Origin of the sequence: Hydrogenophaga sp., from assembly GCF_048549895.1 — a bacterium.
In the GTDB taxonomy this organism is placed as follows: domain Bacteria; phylum Pseudomonadota; class Gammaproteobacteria; order Burkholderiales; family Burkholderiaceae_C; genus Hydrogenophaga.
In genome coordinates this window covers 1-13,974 of sequence record NZ_JBLYYB010000075.1, presented here as the reverse complement: position 1 = coordinate 13,974, position 13,974 = coordinate 1, and the positions used below count along the sequence as shown (strand labels likewise).

Here is a 13,974-nt window from a genome sequence, read left to right as displayed (position 1 = left end):
CGTCAACCACGGGAGGAGACGCGCCCATCACCTCGGTGCCAGCACCGCCATCGTGATTCGCGACACGCAGGTCATCTCGCCCGCATCGTTGGTCATGTCGATCTGCCACACCTGCGTGGTGCGGCCGATGTGCACGGGGCGGGTGATGCCGGTGACCCAGCCGATGGTGGCGCCTTTGAGGTGGTTGGCGTTGATGTCCAGGCCCACGGCGCGGATTGCCCAGGTGTTCCACGGCTGTGCCCACATGGATGCGGGCAAGCTCGTCAACCGAGATGGGCTTCTCTCAGACCGCCGTGGTGCTCATGCCTTGCCGCGGCTGAGCAGCCAGTAGAGAAAGATCGCGCCGAAGGTGGCGGTGCCGATGCCACCGAGGCCGAATTCGCCGAACTTCAGCGTGTACTCGCCGGTGCCCAGGATGATCGGGATCGCGGCCACCAGCAGGTTCTTGTTGTCGGAAAAATCGACCTTGTTGTCGACCCAGATCTTGGCGCCGGCGATCGCGATGAGGCCGAACACCACGATGGACACGCCACCCATCACAGCCAGTGGAATGGCCTGGATCAGCGCGCCGAACTTCGGTGAGAAGCCCAGCACGATGGCAATGACCGCGGCCACGACAAACATGGCGGTGGAGTAGATCTTGGTGGCAGCCATCACGCCGATGTTCTCGGCGTAGGTGGTCACGCCGGTGCCGCCGGCCGCGCCGCTGACCATGGTGGCCACGCCGTCGCCGATGAAGGCTTTGCCCAGGTACGGGTTGAGGTCGCGCCCGGTCATGGCGCTCACGGCCTTGATGTGGCCCAGGTTCTCCGCCACCAGGATCAGCGCCACCGGAGCGATCAGCAGGATGGCCTGTGCCTGGAACACCGGCGCGGCAAAGGTGGGCATGCCGAACCACGCGGCGCCGGCGATGCCCGAGAAGTCGATGGGCTTGCCCAGGCCCAGGCCGTTGGTGAGCACGGCGTAGACCACGCTGGCGGCGATGAGGCCCACCAGGATCAGGAGGCGCTGCGTCATGCCGCGCGCGTACACGGCCACCAGCGCCACGCTGATGAAGGTGATGGCCTGCATCCACGCATCAAAGCCGGTGGGCGCCATGTTCTTGATCGGGATGGCGGCCAGGTTCAGGCCGATCACGGCGACCACGGTGCCGGTGACCACCGGCGGCATGAGGCGCTCGATCCAGTGCACGGCCGCGCCTTCGTCAACCTCGTCCACTTCCATGCCGGCCATGGGGCGGGACTTGTGGTGCTTCACGTTGGTGGCGTGCACGATGAAGCCGATGACGGTGTAGACCAGGCCGCAGATGATGATGCCGCCCAGCGCCACGCCCAGGTTGGCGTTGGGGCCCGGGCCGGCGTAGCCGCTGGCGGCGATCACCACGCCGATGAACGCAAAGCTGGAGCCGAGGTAGCTCGGCACCTTGCCGCCGGTGATGAAGAAGAAGATGAGCGTGCCGATGCCGCTCATGAGGATGGCCACGTTGGGGTTGAAGCCCATGAGCAGCGGGGCCAGCACCGTGGCACCGAACATGGCGATGACGTGCTGCACACCCATCACCGTGGTTTGCGGCCATGGCAGGCGCTCGTCGGGGGCGATCACGCCGCCGTTGTCGAGGGTGGCCGATGTCTTTTCTGTCCAGGTGAACAGGCCCATGGGGGTCTCCTTGTGGTGGGTGGTGGATGGCCCGGAGGCCCGCAAGGATTGTGCCCGCAAGCGCAGGGCCGGGCCGTGCCTGTGGCGCGCACGAAAGGCCGTGCAAACCCGAGGCGCGCCGGCTCCCAAAGCGCGGGCCTTCGCTGTTACCCTGATGGCCAAAAAGGACAACGGCATGAACGAGACAAACCCACCTCCCTACATCCCGCAGATCCGGCTGTACCAGCAGTGGCTGGCCGAGCAGCGCGGCCTGCATTTCGACAGCTACAACGCGCTCTGGCGCTGGTCCACCACCGACCTCGACGCCTTCTGGCAGAGCATCTGGGACTACTTCGACATGCGCTCAATCACGCCGCACACCGCCGTGCTGCAGCGCAACGTGATGCCGGGTGCGCAGTGGTTCCCGGGCGCGCGGGTGAACTACGCACAACAGGTGCTGCGCCACGTGCAGCCCGCGCACGACGCCGGGTTCATGGCCATCGTGAGCCGCAACGAAAAGGGTCACCACGTGGAGATGAGCTGGCCCGAGTTGCGCCGCCAGGTGGCCTCGCTGGCCCTGCACCTGCAGGCCCAGGGCGTGCGCCCCGGTGACCGCGTGGCGGCCTACCTGCCCAACATTCCCGAAGCCATGGTGGCGTTTCTGGCCACGGTGAGTATCGGCGGTGTGTGGAGCCTGTGCGCGCCCGACATGGGCACCAACGCCGTGCTCGACCGCTTTCGCCAGATCGAGCCGGTGGTGCTGATCGCCTGCGACGGCGTGACCTACGGCGCGCGCGACTTTGACCGCCTGGCCGTGGTGGCCGAGCTGCGCGCGGCCCTGCCCACGGTGCGCCACGTGGTGCTGCACACCAACCTGGCCGCCGATGACGCCGCGGCGGCCGACCGCGCGCTGCAGGCCGCCGCACCCTGCATTTCTTTTGCCGAGGCCACCGCGCGCATGGACGCGGCCGTGGCGCGCTTCGAACCGCTGTGGCTGCCCTTCGACCATCCGCTGTGGATCGTGTATTCGAGCGGCACCACCGGCCTGCCCAAACCCATCGTGCACGGCCACGGCGGCACCACCATCGTGGCGCTGGCGCTCAAGATCCTGCACAACGACATCGGCTGCAGCTATGAGCCCAACAGCTGGGGCGAGCGCTACCACTGGTACAGCTCCACCGGCTGGGTGATGTGGAACGCACAGATCAGCGGCCTGCTCGGCGGCACCACCTGCGTGATCTATGACGGCAACCCGGGTGGCTCCAAAGACCAGCCCGACTGGACCACGCTGTGGCGCTTCGCCGCCGAGCAGGGCGTGACCTTCTTCGGTGCGGGCGCGGCGTTTTTTGCGAACTGCTTCAAGGCCGGTGTGGACCTGTCGACCTGCGGAGACCTGTCGGCGGTGCGCGCGCTGGGCAGCACGGGCTCGCCGTTGTCGGAAGACGCGCAGCGGTGGGGCACTTCGCAGTTCGCGGCCATCGCTCAGAGTGATGAACAACGCGACATCTGGTGGTGCAACATCTCGGGCGGCACCGACTTCGCCGGCGCTTTCATCGGCGGCCACCGCGAACTCCCGCAGACCCCCGGTCGCATGCAATGCCGCCTCATGGGCTGCGCGGTGGAAGCGTGGAACGAGCAAGGCCTGCCGGTGATCGACGAGGTGGGCGAGCTGGTGTGCACGCAGCCCATCCCGTCGATGCCGCTGCACTTCGTGGGAGATGTGGACAACAAGCGTTTGCTCGGCAGTTACTTCGACATGTACCCGGCCGGCCATGGCCGCAAACCCGGTGGCGGTGACCTCGACACAGCTGCCGGCGCGGTGTGGCGCCACGGCGACTGGCTGCGCATCCACCCCGATGGCTCCTGTGTGATCTACGGCCGCTCCGACGCCACCATCAACCGCCACGGCCTGCGCATGGGCACCAGCGAGCTCTACAGCGCGGTCGAAGCCCTGCCCGAGGTGATGGACTCGATGGTGGTGGATCTGGAGTACCTGGGCTGTGAGAGCTACATGCCGCTGTTCGTGGTGCTGCGCGAAGGCGTGGTGCTCGACGCCGCCGTGCGCCAGCGCATCACCGACAGCATCAAGACCGCGCTCTCGCCGCGTTTTGTGCCCAACGATGTGTTCCAGGTGGCCGAGATCCCGCGCACGCTTTCGGGCAAGAAGCAGGAACTGCCGATCAAGAAACTGCTGCTCGGCCAGCCGCTGGAGAAGGTGATCAACCAGGAGGCCATGGCCAATCCCGGGTGTCTCGGTTGGTACGTGGCGTTTGCCCAGAGACGACTCGATGGCCACTGAACGCGTGAGCCCTTGGGGGTAACCCGCTGTTGGTGTCCATGGGCTTGCGCTACGTTGTGGTTCAGCTCAACAACGGAGATCCGCCATGCAGCCCACCGACCGTTCCGTCAGCCGCCGCCAGGCGCTCACCCTGGCCGCCAGCGGCGCCGCTGCGGTGGCCGCGCCGGGCTTGTTCAGCAGCGCAGCGTGGGCGCAAGACAAGTTTCCCTCGCGCCCCATCACGCTCATTGCACCCTGGCCCGCCGGCGGCAGCAGCGACGGCGTGATGCGCGCGCTGGCCCAGAGCGCCAGCAAGGCCCTGGGTGTGCCGGTGGTGATCGAGAACAAGCCCGGGGTGGGCGGCACGCTGGGCGCCAGCGCCATGGTGCAGGCCAAGCCCGACGGCTACACCCTCACGCAGCTGCCGCTGGGCATCTACCGCCTGCCGCACATGCAGACCATGCCCTTCAACCCGGTGACCGACATCACCCACATCGTCTGCCTCACCGGCTACACCTTTGGCCTGGCCTGCACGGCGGACGCGCCGTTCAAGACGCTCAAGGAGATGGTGGCCTACGCCAAGGCCAACCCGGGCAAGCTCGAATACGGCCACACCGGCACCGGCACCACGCCGCACCTGGCGATCGAAGAGTTCAGCGAGAAAGCGGGCATCCAGCTCAACCCGATCCCGTTCAAGGGCTCGGCCGAGATCATGACCGCCATCCTCGGGGGCCACATCCGCATGATGAGCGGCACCACCGAATTTGCGCCGCATGTGCAGAGCGGCAAGCTGCGCCTGCTGGCCACGCTGGGCCGTGAGCGCAACAAGGCTTTTGCCGACGTGCCCACGGTGAAGGAAAGCGGCTGGGACACCATCACCGAATCGCCGTTCGGCATCGGTGGCCCCAAGGGCATGGACCCGGCCGTGGTGAAGGTGCTGCACGACGCGTTCAAGAGCACCCTGGACGACCCCGAGGTCAAGGCCACCTTCGACAAGTTCTACCAGCCCACGATCTACATGAACACCGCCGACTACACGGCGTATGCGGCGCGCACGTTTGCGGCGGAGAAGAACACCATTGAACGGCTGGGTCTGAGCAAGAAGAACTGATCTCGTTCAACGCTTCGAGACCAGAACAATTCCGACGGCCACACCCACCAAGGCCAGCACCAGCTGCAACGTGAGCGGCTCACTCAGCAGCACCACGCCGAACACCAGCGCGAACACCGGCGTGAGGAAGGTGAAGGTCGACATCTGTGTGGCCGGGTAGTGGCGCAGCATCCACATCCAGGTGAGGTAACTCGCGAACGCGCCCACCACCGTCTGGATGCCCAGCGAGCCCCAGGCACGCACCGAGTAGTCGAGCGACCACACTTCGCCGAGTGCCAGCGAGATGAAAGGCGCCACCGCCGCCGTGACCGCCACCTGGTAGAACAGCGTTTTCTCGGGGCTGGCGGTCGCGAGTTTCGTGGCGCGGATGGTCAGTGTGGTCAGGCCCCAGAGCACGCCCGCCGCCAGCGCCATCGCGTCGCCCAGCCACGCGCCGGCCACCGGCGAGCCGTGCATGAAGCCTTCACCAAAGGCCATTGCGACGGCGGCAAATGCGATCACCAGGCCCACCCACTGAACGCGCCGCAGCTTCTCGCCGGGTACCACGCGCGGCAACAGCAGCGCCACCACAAAGGGGCTGGTGTAGAGGAACACCGTGAGGCGCGAAGCAGTGGTGTGCATCAGCCCGAGGTAGATGAACGCAAACTCACCCGCAAACAGGGAGCCCGCAAGCAGCCCGGCTTTGAGCGTGCCGTCGCGCTCGAACAGGGGCACACCGCGCGCCGCGCACCACAGCCCGATCAGCACCGCCGCACCCCAGAACCGCAGCGAGGCCTGCCACAGCGGAGGCACCTCGCCCACCGTGTCCTTGATCAGGATCTGCTGAAAACCCCAGAAGGCACAGCACACCACGAGCAGGGTGATGGCGAGGGCGTCGAGGTGGGTTTTGCGGGCGGTGGACGGGCTCATCAGTCCATTGTCGCGAGGTCGTGCGCGTCGCCCTGTCGCCCGGGCGCGCGCTGTTCAGAGCGGATGTTCGGTGTAGAAACGCCCGCCGTGGAACAGCAGCGGCGAGGCTTCGGCGCGGTGGCTGCAGCGCTCCACCTCGCCCACAAAGATCACGTGGTCGCCTTCGGCGTACTGGCTGCGGTTGAAGCATTCGAAGGTGGCCGCAGCACCGTCGAGCAGGGGCGCGCCGTTGCCGCCCTCGCGAAACGCCACGCCGGCCCAGCGGTCCGTGTCCTTGGCGGCAAATTGCTCGGCCAGCGCCTGCTGGTCGGCCGCGAGCACGTTGATGGCGTAATGCCGCCCGTTGGAAAACGCGGCCATGGAGCCGGCGGAGCGGCCCAGGCTCCAGAGCACCAGCGGCGGGCTCAGCGAGACCGAGTTGAACGAGTTGGCGGTGAGCCCCACCAGTTCGCCGCTGTCGGTGCGCGCGGTGACGATGGTCACGCCGGTGGCGAACATGCCCAGCGAGGCGCGGAACTCGCGGGCCGAGAAATCGGGCGCGCGGGCCTGAAGGGGGGCGGGACGGTCAGAAGGCATCGGGAGCAGGTGCGTGGAGCGAGGGTGTCTCGATTCTCGGTGATCGGTGTGTTTGCCTGGTGCCGTCCCTAGAATGCCGTGATGCATTGCTCCCCTTTGTTCCCCGCGAACCGCCTGTCTGCCTGGGCCGTGTTCGCCGCGCTGGCCGCGGGGTGGCTTTGCACCAGCGGTGCGCAGGCCACATCACCCCTGCGCGGACCACCGCACCACCGCACCACCGTGCCCGCCAGCGCGCCGCCTTGTGTGCACCTCTCGGCCCGCCTGCCGCACATGGGCCGCGCGCTGTGCGACGCGGCCGGTCTGGTGGGCACCGAAGGCCGCTCGTCGCAGGGCCGCACGCTGTACGCGCGCGACGTGGTGGCGCCGCAAGCGCGGCTGCGTGTGCTGGTGGTGGGCGCCATCCATGGCGACGAAATGTCCTCGGCCTCGGTGGCGCTGCACTGGATCCAGCATGCGCTGAAGGAACCGGCCGACGCCCACTGGCGCTTCATTCCCGTGCTCAACCCCGACGGCTTGCTCGCGCGCCCCGCCAGGCGCGTGAACGCGCGCGGCGTGGACCTCAACCGCAACTTTCCCACACCCAACTGGGCCAGCGATGCCAAGGTGTACTGGGAACAGCGCACGAAGAAAGACCCGCGCCGCTGGCCGGGGCCCAGCCCGTTGTCGGAGCCGGAGTCGCGCTTTCTGCACGAGGAGATGGCGCGCTTCCAGCCGCACCTGATCGTGAGCATCCACGCGCCCTACGGCGTGCTCGACTTTGATGGCCCGGGCGCACCACCACCCAAGCTCGGCCGGCTTTACCTGGACCAGGTGGGCATCTTCCCGGGCAGCCTGGGCAACTACGGCGGCGTGCACCGCGGCATGCCGGTGGTCACCATCGAGCTGCCCAATGCGTTTCGCGCGCCGCTGGAGAGCGAGATGCGGCAGATGTGGATGGACCTGCAGCGCTGGATGGTGGAGCGCCTGCGGCCCTGAAGCTCAGGCCTGGCTGGGCGGCTGGGCCACCCGCAGGCGAGCGGAAACTGGAGCGCCTTGTGTCGCACGCGGCATGCCGTGAAAGCCGAAGTCCATGGCTGGTTGTTCCCCGTGGATCAGCTCGGCCAGTGCCTTGCCGGAGCCCGCGCCGTGGGTCCAGCCCAGCGTGCCGTGGCCAGCGTTGACCCAGAGGTTCTTCAGCGGCAGACGCCCAATGAGCGGGATGTTGGTCGGTGTGGCCGGGCGCAGGCCGCACCAGAACTGCGGATCGCCGCCTTGTTCGGGCGTGCGTGTGTCGGCCACGCCGGGAAACACCTGCTCGATGCGGCGCACCAGCATCTCGCAGCGTTTCTTGGCCAGCGGTGTGTCCAGCGACAGGTCAAAACCACCGAGCTCGATGGTGCCGGCCACGCGCAGCTGGTTGCCCAGGCGCGAGACGGCGATCTTGAGCTGGTCGTCGATCATGCTCACGCTGGGCGCCTGCCCGGGCTTGAGCAGCGGCAGCGTGGCGCTGTAGCCCTTGCCCGGGTAGATCGGCACATGCACGCCGACCGATTTGAGCAGCGGCGTGGTGTACGAGCCGCAGGCCACCACAAAGGCGTCGGCCTTGAGCGTGCGCGCGGTGCCGCTCTGGCGGTCGCGCACGCGCACCTCGCGGATCTCGCGGCCGTCGCTGTGCAGGCGCTCGATGTCGTGGCCGAACATCAGCCGCGCACCGCGCTGGCCGCACAGCGCGGCGAGTTGTTGCGTGAAGCTGCGCGCGTCGCCCGACTCGTCGCTCTGGGTGTAGGTGCCGCCCACAATGCGATCGGCAAAGGCCTGCAGCGCGGGTTCGATGCCGAGCAGTTCGTTGCGCGAGACCACGCGGCGCTTGACGCCGAAACGCTGCATCACGGCAGCGGCCTCGGCGGCCCCGTCAAAGGATTTCTGGTCGGTGTAGTAGTGGGCAATGCCGCGCTCCAGCCGGTGGTATTCGATGCCGGTGGCGGCCACCACGGCCTTGAGCGCGCTGTGGCTGTAGGAGCCCAGCGCCACGAGCTGCGCCACGTTGCGCTCGAACGCTGCGTCGTTGCACTGCGCCAGAAACTGCAAGCCCCAGCGCCACTGCGCCCAGTCGAGTTGCGGGCGGAACAGCAGCGGCGACTCGTCGGAGAACATCCACTTCAGGGTTTTGAGCGGCGCGTCCTTGTTGGCCCAGGGCTCGCAGTAGCTCACCGAAATTTGCGCCGCGTTGGCAAAGCTGGTTTCCAGCGCGGCGTCGGGCTGGCGGTCGACCAGCGTGACTTCGTGGCCGCGCTCCAGCAAGTGCCACGCGGTGCTGACGCCGATGATGCCCGCGCCGAGAATGGTGACCTGCATGACCTGCTCCTCAAGGGGATGAAACTGATCGCAGTATCGAAAGAAGCGGCTTCGAAGTGAAGCGGAATTAAACTAAAATTTTGGGCATCAGATCTGCTTATGTGAGCAGCGAGCACCCTCCAACACCCGATGAGCACCTTCGATCCCGACGCCCTCGAATGCCTGGCCGCCATCATTGAAGAAGGCGGGTTCGAGCGCGCTGCACAGCGTTTGTCGATCACGCAGTCGGCGGTGTCGCAGCGACTGCGGGCGCTGGAAGCGCAGGTCGGCACCGTGCTGATCGTGCGCAGCCGCCCGCTCAAGCCCACGCAGGCCGGTCAGCTCATGCTCAAGCACGCCAAGATGATGCGGCTGCTGCGCGCCGATCTGGAAAAAGACCTCAAGGAACTCGCACCCAGCTCCACCGGCAGCGGTCGCGAAGAGGAGCGCATTTCGGTGGCCATCAACGCCGACAGCATCGCCACCTGGGCACTGCCCGCGCTGGACGCGTTGGCGCAGAACGGCCTGCCGATCGAAATCATCACCGACGACCAGGAATTCACCCACGAGTGGCTGCGCGAAGGCCAGGTGCTGGGCTGTGTCACGTCGCTCGGCCAGGCCTTGCGCGGCTGCAAGATGGAAGCGCTGGGCTCCATGGACTACGTGGCCGTGGCACGCGCCGACTTTGCCGCGCAGCACCTGCCCAAAGGACTGAACGCGCACAACTTCCACAAAGTGCCGTTCGTGGCCTTCAACCGCAAGGACAACCTGCAGCACGGCTTCGTGATGAAGGCCTTCGGCCTGCCGCGCGTGATGCTCAAGCAGTTGTTTGTGCCGTCCAGCGAGGGCCAGGTGCGCGCGGTGCAGGCCGGCTGGGGGGTGAGCGTGTTGCCCGAGCTGCGGGTGCGCGAGCTGATCGAATCGGGCGAACTGGTCAACCTGGCCCCGCGCCACCGACTTGGCGTGGCGCTGTACTGGCACTGCTGGAACCTGAACTCGGACGTGCTGGACGCCTTGAGCATGGCCTTGCGCACGGCGGCTGCCGAGAACCTGCGCCCGGCGGCGGAGGCCAAACAGCCGAAGTAGTTACCCGGCGGTCTTTGAAATTGCTTTTCGGTCGTCGTGTCGAAGAAACCGCCAAAGTGAAGCAGAATTCTTCGGGTACCCAAAGGTTGTCCATGCCCAGCGAAGTCCAGAAATCCCCCAACGAAGCCCCCAAGAAACGCAGCTTCCGCCAGCAAATGCACCTGGCGCGCGAAGACGCCATCGTCTCGGCGGTGAACCGCTTGCTGGCCGAGAAGGGCTTTGATGCCATGACGGTGGACGAGGTGGCCGCCGAGGTGGGCATCGCCAAGGCCAGCCTGTACAAACATTTCCCCAGCAAGGAAGACCTGGCCGCTGCGGCCATGGTGCGCGTGATGGAGCGCGCCCGCGCGTTTCTCGACAGCCTGGAGGGCCACGTCGGCAGCGCGCCGATCGAGCAGCTCAGGGCCGTGGCCCGCTGGACGATGGAGGTGCAGCTGGCGGGGGAAATGCCGTCGCTGCCCAGCGCCAACTCCAGCCTGCGCGCTTCGCTGACCACCAACAAAGCCTATGTCGACGGTCTCATGGATGTGAGCGAGCGCCTGGGCGGCTGGATCACGCAGGCGCAGGCTGACGGCAGCCTCAACAGCAGCTTGCCACCGGTGGCTGTGCTCTACACGCTGTTTGCGCGGGCCTGCGATCCGGTGCTGGGTTTCCTCAAGGGCTCGGGTCAGTACAGCAACGAGGACATCATCGAGATGGTGCTCAGCACCTGCTTCGACGGGCTGAAGTCGCGCTGATTTCCGATCCCGACCGCCAAAGAAAAAGGCCGCAATCGCGGCCTTTGTTGTCTGCGCAAGCAGGTTCAGCGAACCAGCAACACCGGCACGCCGCAATGCGCCAGCACCTTGGTCGCCACCGAGCCCATGACCAGGTTGCCCAGCGCGCTGTGGCCGTGGGAGCCCATCACGAGCAAGTCGAACTTGCCACTGTCGGCGACCTTGGCGATCACTTCACCCGGTGCGCCCACTTTGGACACCACCGTGGGTTCCATGCCGTGGCGCTTGAGGAACTTGACCACGGGTGCCGTGACCTTCGCGGCTTCGTCGGCGTGGTAACCGTTGGCCACGTCGGCGCCCACGGCAGCGCGCGCGCGCGGGGGCAGCGGCAACTGCACGGTGATGAGCGTGATGGCGTTGTTGGTGCCGAACATCTCGTCGTGCGTGGCCAGGTAGGCCAGCATTTTCTTGGTGTACGCGCTGCCATCAACGGCGAGCAGGATCTTCATGGGGGTCTCCTTGGTGGGTCATCGAGGTGCCTGCGAGTTTAGAGGCATCGCGGGTCATTTCCTTGCGCTGGCTCAAACCGGCTGCACCTGGCGGGGGGCAACGCTGCGCGCACCCACCTCGATGCAGCTCGCGGGCACAAAGGCGGCCTGCTCGTTCTTGTCGTGGTATCCGAGTGGATTGGCTTTGATGCGACAGCGCCCGACCTGCACGTCGGTCGGGCAATGCAGGTGGCCGTGCAGCCAGAGGTCGGCCAGTGGCAGCAGATCGTCCAGGCCGTTGCAGAAGCCTGCCGTGCCGGGGCTCCTGCCGTAGCGCGGGTCCATGCTGTGCAGCGTGGGCGCGAAATGGGTGACGACCACGGTGGGTCCGTCGAACGGCTCGGCCAGCGCGTTGCGCAGCCAGGCCTGGCATTCCAGTGCGAGTTCGCGCATGGCTTCGGCGTCAAACAGGCGGCCGCGCCGTTGGCCACCCATCTTCACCAGGTAATGGTTGGCTGCGCGAAAGGCTTTCTCGCGCTGCTGCAGGCGGTGGGTCAGCGGATCGGGTGCGCGTCGGGGCGCCACCGCACCGGCGCGGCCGTGTCGCGGTGGCGTGGGCGCGGGGGCGGCTTCGCCCAATGCGTCGTAGTCGCTCCAGAGCGTGGTGCCGATCAGGCGCACGCCGTGCATCTGCAGGGTTTCGCGCTCCAGCCACTGGATGCCGAGCCGGTCGCAGGTTTTGCGCAGATCGGCGTGGGCCTGGTCCAGATCCAGCGCGTCGTACTCGTGGTTGCCGGGCACGAACACCACCGGCGCGGGCCAGCCCGCGTACTGGGGCAGGGGCGAGAAGCGCTGCAGGCCCCAATCGGGCTCGTCCATCACGCTGCCGTCGCGCCGCACCTGGTAGGAGCCGATGTCACCGGCCAGCACGAGCAGGTCGGCACCGGTGGCCGGCACGGGCACGAACGCGGGGTTGGCTTCGAGGTGCAGGTCGCTGAGCAGCTGGAGGTTCATGCGGGCATTGTCAATCAGTGCCTGCGGCGGGCTTCTTTGCCCTGCGCGCCCGCGGGGGCTCCGGCACCACCTTGACGTTGCGAAAGCCGACCGCCGACGCCCGCTCGACCGCTTCGCGCAGCCAGCGGTGTGCGCTGTTGTGCGTGGCCTGGCGGTGCCACAGCGCATCCACGTGCACAGGTGTCATGGGCAGGGGCAGGTCCGCCAGGGCGAGTTCGTGCTCCATGCCGGTGGCGCCCACAAAATGGCGCGGCAGCACCGTGAGCAGGTCGGTCGTGGCCACCACGCGCCCGGCGGTGAAGAACTGGTTGACCGTGAGCACCACCCGCCGCTGGCGCGAGAGGGCGGCCAGCGCTTCGTCCACAAAACCAAAAGGCCGCCCGGAGAAGCTCACCAGCAGATGGCGCGCTTCGCAGTAGACGTCCAGGCTCAAGGGCCGCCCGGCCAACGGATGCCCTTTGCGCATCACCACCACGTATTCGCCGTCGTACAGGCGCTGGTGCAGGAAGCGCGGGTTGTTCTCCTGCAGGTGCAGGGCGCCGAGCTCGGCCAGCACGCCAGGGAAGTGCCCGATGGCCAGGTCGGCTGAGCCGCTTTCCAGCAGCTCGCGCGGGTCGCGGGTGGTCAGCGGCAGCACCCGCAGGTTCACCCCGGGCGCTTCGGTTTCAAAGATGTCCATCAGGCCCGGCACCAGCTTGGCGGCGGTGGCGTCGGCCATGGTCAGCACGAAAGCGTTGTGGGCGCTCAGCGGCTCGAAGGTGCCGGGCGCCAGGGATTCGCGCAGCAGGTGCAGGGCGTCGCGCACCGAGGGCCACAGGCTCAGCGCCAGCGGCGTGGGCTCCACGCCGTAGCCCGAGCGGCGCACGAGGTCGTCACCCACCACCTCGCGCAAGCGCCGCAGCGCGTTGCTCACAGCGGGCTGTGTCATGGCCAGGTTGTGGGCGGCGCGGGTGAGGTTGCGCTCGGTCATCACCTCGTCAAATACCCGAAGCAGGTTCAGATCCAGCGTGCGGAAGTTCAGGCTATTTATCACCGTGGCGAATGTAATCCATCACAAAGATAAATTGGGAATAAATGCGGGTTAACCCTAGTATTGCGGTGTCCAAAAGACGTTTCTTCCTTTCCAGGAGCCTGCCATGAGCACCCTTGCCACCACCTCTCATTCTGTTTCTCTGGGCCTCGGTCGCGCACCGTCGGCCCAACAAGCCCAACGCCACACCAACGGCGCGCGCGGTCTGGCCGCCTTGATGCTGGCTGCCGTCGTTGCAGCCATGGTCGTGCTCGCCGACCGGCTGGTCAGCACCTGGGCCGACGGCCATCTCCTGCTCGCCTGGGTGTTCCTGTGGGTGGTTGTGTTCGCCGGTCTGGCGCTGTTTGCAGACTCGGCTCGCCGCCTGGCCCGTCGGGGCATCGTGGTGCTGGACAGCTGGTCGCAGTCGATGGCCGAAGCCCGCGCTGAAACCCGCCTGTGGGAAATGGCCCGTCTCGACCCGCGCCTGATGAGCGAACTCACCCTGGCCCGCACCCGCGCCGAAGCGGACGAGCCTGCCGGCACGTTTGACGACGCCCTGGCGCCGCTGGGTCTGCCGGTGCCAGCCGCAGTCGCCGCTGCGCCCGAGATGTCGTACTGGGAGCGTCTGGGTCAGGCCCGTGCAGCGCGCCACTTGCACAACCGCTACATCTGAGCACCTGAGCCTGCGGGCTCGGCGTCCACAAAAAAGCCACCGGGTCCGGTGGCTTTTTTTTCGCCCGTGACCCGTCCTGCCAGAGGTTGACACTTTTTCGTGAAAGAAAAGGCAAGTCAAATGGAATCAGGCATCAAGCGCACGCAGAGGGACTACACGCTGG

General features: G+C 67.0%; 13 protein-coding genes and 1 pseudogene. 6 read left to right on the top strand and 8 right to left on the bottom strand.

Going from position 1 to position 13,974, the window contains the following annotated elements:
• Positions 1-27: 27 nt before the first annotated feature.
• Both ACN4F8_RS07220 and ACN4F8_RS07215 read right to left on the bottom strand, forming a co-directional pair.
• A complete protein-coding gene (locus ACN4F8_RS07220; protein ID WP_419472930.1) occupies positions 28-246 on the bottom strand; it encodes a hotdog fold thioesterase in 219 nt (72 codons plus the stop codon).
• Between the two features lie 54 nt (positions 247-300).
• Positions 301-1,656, bottom strand: a complete 1,356-nt coding sequence (locus tag ACN4F8_RS07215) for a solute carrier family 23 protein (RefSeq protein WP_419472929.1) — start codon at positions 1,654-1,656, stop codon at positions 301-303.
• A gap of 175 nt (positions 1,657-1,831) precedes the next feature.
• Between ACN4F8_RS07215 and ACN4F8_RS07210 the strand changes: the two genes are divergently transcribed.
• On the top strand, positions 1,832-3,934 hold the full coding sequence (locus ACN4F8_RS07210) for an acetoacetate--CoA ligase (RefSeq protein WP_419472928.1): 2,103 nt from the start codon (positions 1,832-1,834) through the stop codon (positions 3,932-3,934).
• Between the two features lie 85 nt (positions 3,935-4,019).
• Entirely contained in the window at positions 4,020-5,024 is a 1,005-nt protein-coding gene (locus tag ACN4F8_RS07205) for a tripartite tricarboxylate transporter substrate binding protein (protein ID WP_419472927.1), read from the top strand.
• A 6-nt stretch (positions 5,025-5,030) separates the two neighbouring features.
• Here ACN4F8_RS07205 and ACN4F8_RS07200 read toward each other — a convergent pair whose 3' ends face one another.
• The gene (locus ACN4F8_RS07200) at positions 5,031-5,933 is read right to left on the bottom strand and encodes a DMT family transporter (protein ID WP_419472926.1); all 903 of its coding nucleotides are present in this window, start codon (positions 5,931-5,933) and stop codon (positions 5,031-5,033) included.
• Between the two features lie 54 nt (positions 5,934-5,987).
• A complete protein-coding gene (locus tag ACN4F8_RS07195) occupies positions 5,988-6,509 on the bottom strand; it encodes a flavin reductase family protein (protein WP_419472925.1) in 522 nt (173 codons plus the stop codon).
• A gap of 81 nt (positions 6,510-6,590) precedes the next feature.
• Here ACN4F8_RS07195 and ACN4F8_RS07190 point away from each other — a divergent pair, with 81 nt between their 5' ends.
• The gene (locus ACN4F8_RS07190) at positions 6,591-7,484 is read left to right on the top strand and encodes a M14 family murein peptide amidase A (protein ID WP_419472924.1); all 894 of its coding nucleotides are present in this window, start codon (positions 6,591-6,593) and stop codon (positions 7,482-7,484) included.
• A gap of 3 nt (positions 7,485-7,487) precedes the next feature.
• On the opposite strand, the pseudogene ACN4F8_RS07185 reads toward ACN4F8_RS07190, so the two are convergent.
• A pseudogene (locus ACN4F8_RS07185) lies at positions 7,488-8,876 on the bottom strand (D-amino acid dehydrogenase); the annotation flags it as partial.
• A 96-nt stretch (positions 8,877-8,972) separates the two neighbouring features.
• On the opposite strand from ACN4F8_RS07185, the gene ACN4F8_RS07180 reads away from it, so the two are divergent.
• A complete protein-coding gene (locus ACN4F8_RS07180) occupies positions 8,973-9,908 on the top strand; it encodes a LysR family transcriptional regulator ArgP (protein ID WP_419472923.1) in 936 nt (311 codons plus the stop codon).
• 92 nt (positions 9,909-10,000) lie between these two features.
• On the top strand, positions 10,001-10,645 hold the full coding sequence (locus ACN4F8_RS07175) for a TetR/AcrR family transcriptional regulator (protein WP_419472922.1): 645 nt from the start codon (positions 10,001-10,003) through the stop codon (positions 10,643-10,645).
• A gap of 65 nt (positions 10,646-10,710) precedes the next feature.
• Here the strand turns inward: ACN4F8_RS07175 and ACN4F8_RS07170 are convergent, their stop codons facing one another.
• The 3 genes from ACN4F8_RS07170 to ACN4F8_RS07160 form a co-directional block, all read right to left on the bottom strand.
• Positions 10,711-11,133: a universal stress protein gene (locus ACN4F8_RS07170; protein WP_419472921.1), complete on the bottom strand. Its 423-nt coding sequence runs from the start codon at positions 11,131-11,133 to the stop codon at positions 10,711-10,713.
• Between the two features lie 72 nt (positions 11,134-11,205).
• On the bottom strand, positions 11,206-12,126 hold the full coding sequence (locus ACN4F8_RS07165) for a metallophosphoesterase (protein WP_419472920.1): 921 nt from the start codon (positions 12,124-12,126) through the stop codon (positions 11,206-11,208).
• Between the two features lie 10 nt (positions 12,127-12,136).
• Entirely contained in the window at positions 12,137-13,156 is a 1,020-nt protein-coding gene (locus ACN4F8_RS07160; RefSeq protein WP_419472931.1) for a LysR family transcriptional regulator, read from the bottom strand.
• A gap of 106 nt (positions 13,157-13,262) precedes the next feature.
• Between ACN4F8_RS07160 and ACN4F8_RS07155 the strand changes: the two genes are divergently transcribed.
• A complete protein-coding gene (locus tag ACN4F8_RS07155) occupies positions 13,263-13,811 on the top strand; it encodes a hypothetical protein (RefSeq protein WP_419472919.1) in 549 nt (182 codons plus the stop codon).
• Positions 13,812-13,974 lie beyond the last annotated feature (163 nt).

Coding starts and splice junctions, on each gene's coding strand:
- ACN4F8_RS07220 (WP_419472930.1), bottom strand. CDS start 246: ATGTGGGCACAGCCGTGGAACACCTGGGCAATCCGCGCCGTGGGCCTG.
- ACN4F8_RS07215 (WP_419472929.1), bottom strand. CDS start 1,656: ATGGGCCTGTTCACCTGGACAGAAAAGACATCGGCCACCCTCGACAAC.
- ACN4F8_RS07210 (WP_419472928.1), top strand. CDS start 1,832: ATGAACGAGACAAACCCACCTCCCTACATCCCGCAGATCCGGCTGTAC.
- ACN4F8_RS07205 (WP_419472927.1), top strand. CDS start 4,020: ATGCAGCCCACCGACCGTTCCGTCAGCCGCCGCCAGGCGCTCACCCTG.
- ACN4F8_RS07200 (WP_419472926.1), bottom strand. CDS start 5,933: ATGAGCCCGTCCACCGCCCGCAAAACCCACCTCGACGCCCTCGCCATC.
- ACN4F8_RS07195 (WP_419472925.1), bottom strand. CDS start 6,509: ATGCCTTCTGACCGTCCCGCCCCCCTTCAGGCCCGCGCGCCCGATTTC.
- ACN4F8_RS07190 (WP_419472924.1), top strand. CDS start 6,591: ATGCATTGCTCCCCTTTGTTCCCCGCGAACCGCCTGTCTGCCTGGGCC.
- ACN4F8_RS07180 (WP_419472923.1), top strand. CDS start 8,973: ATGAGCACCTTCGATCCCGACGCCCTCGAATGCCTGGCCGCCATCATT.
- ACN4F8_RS07175 (WP_419472922.1), top strand. CDS start 10,001: ATGCCCAGCGAAGTCCAGAAATCCCCCAACGAAGCCCCCAAGAAACGC.
- ACN4F8_RS07170 (WP_419472921.1), bottom strand. CDS start 11,133: ATGAAGATCCTGCTCGCCGTTGATGGCAGCGCGTACACCAAGAAAATG.
- ACN4F8_RS07165 (WP_419472920.1), bottom strand. CDS start 12,126: ATGAACCTCCAGCTGCTCAGCGACCTGCACCTCGAAGCCAACCCCGCG.
- ACN4F8_RS07155 (WP_419472919.1), top strand. CDS start 13,263: ATGAGCACCCTTGCCACCACCTCTCATTCTGTTTCTCTGGGCCTCGGT.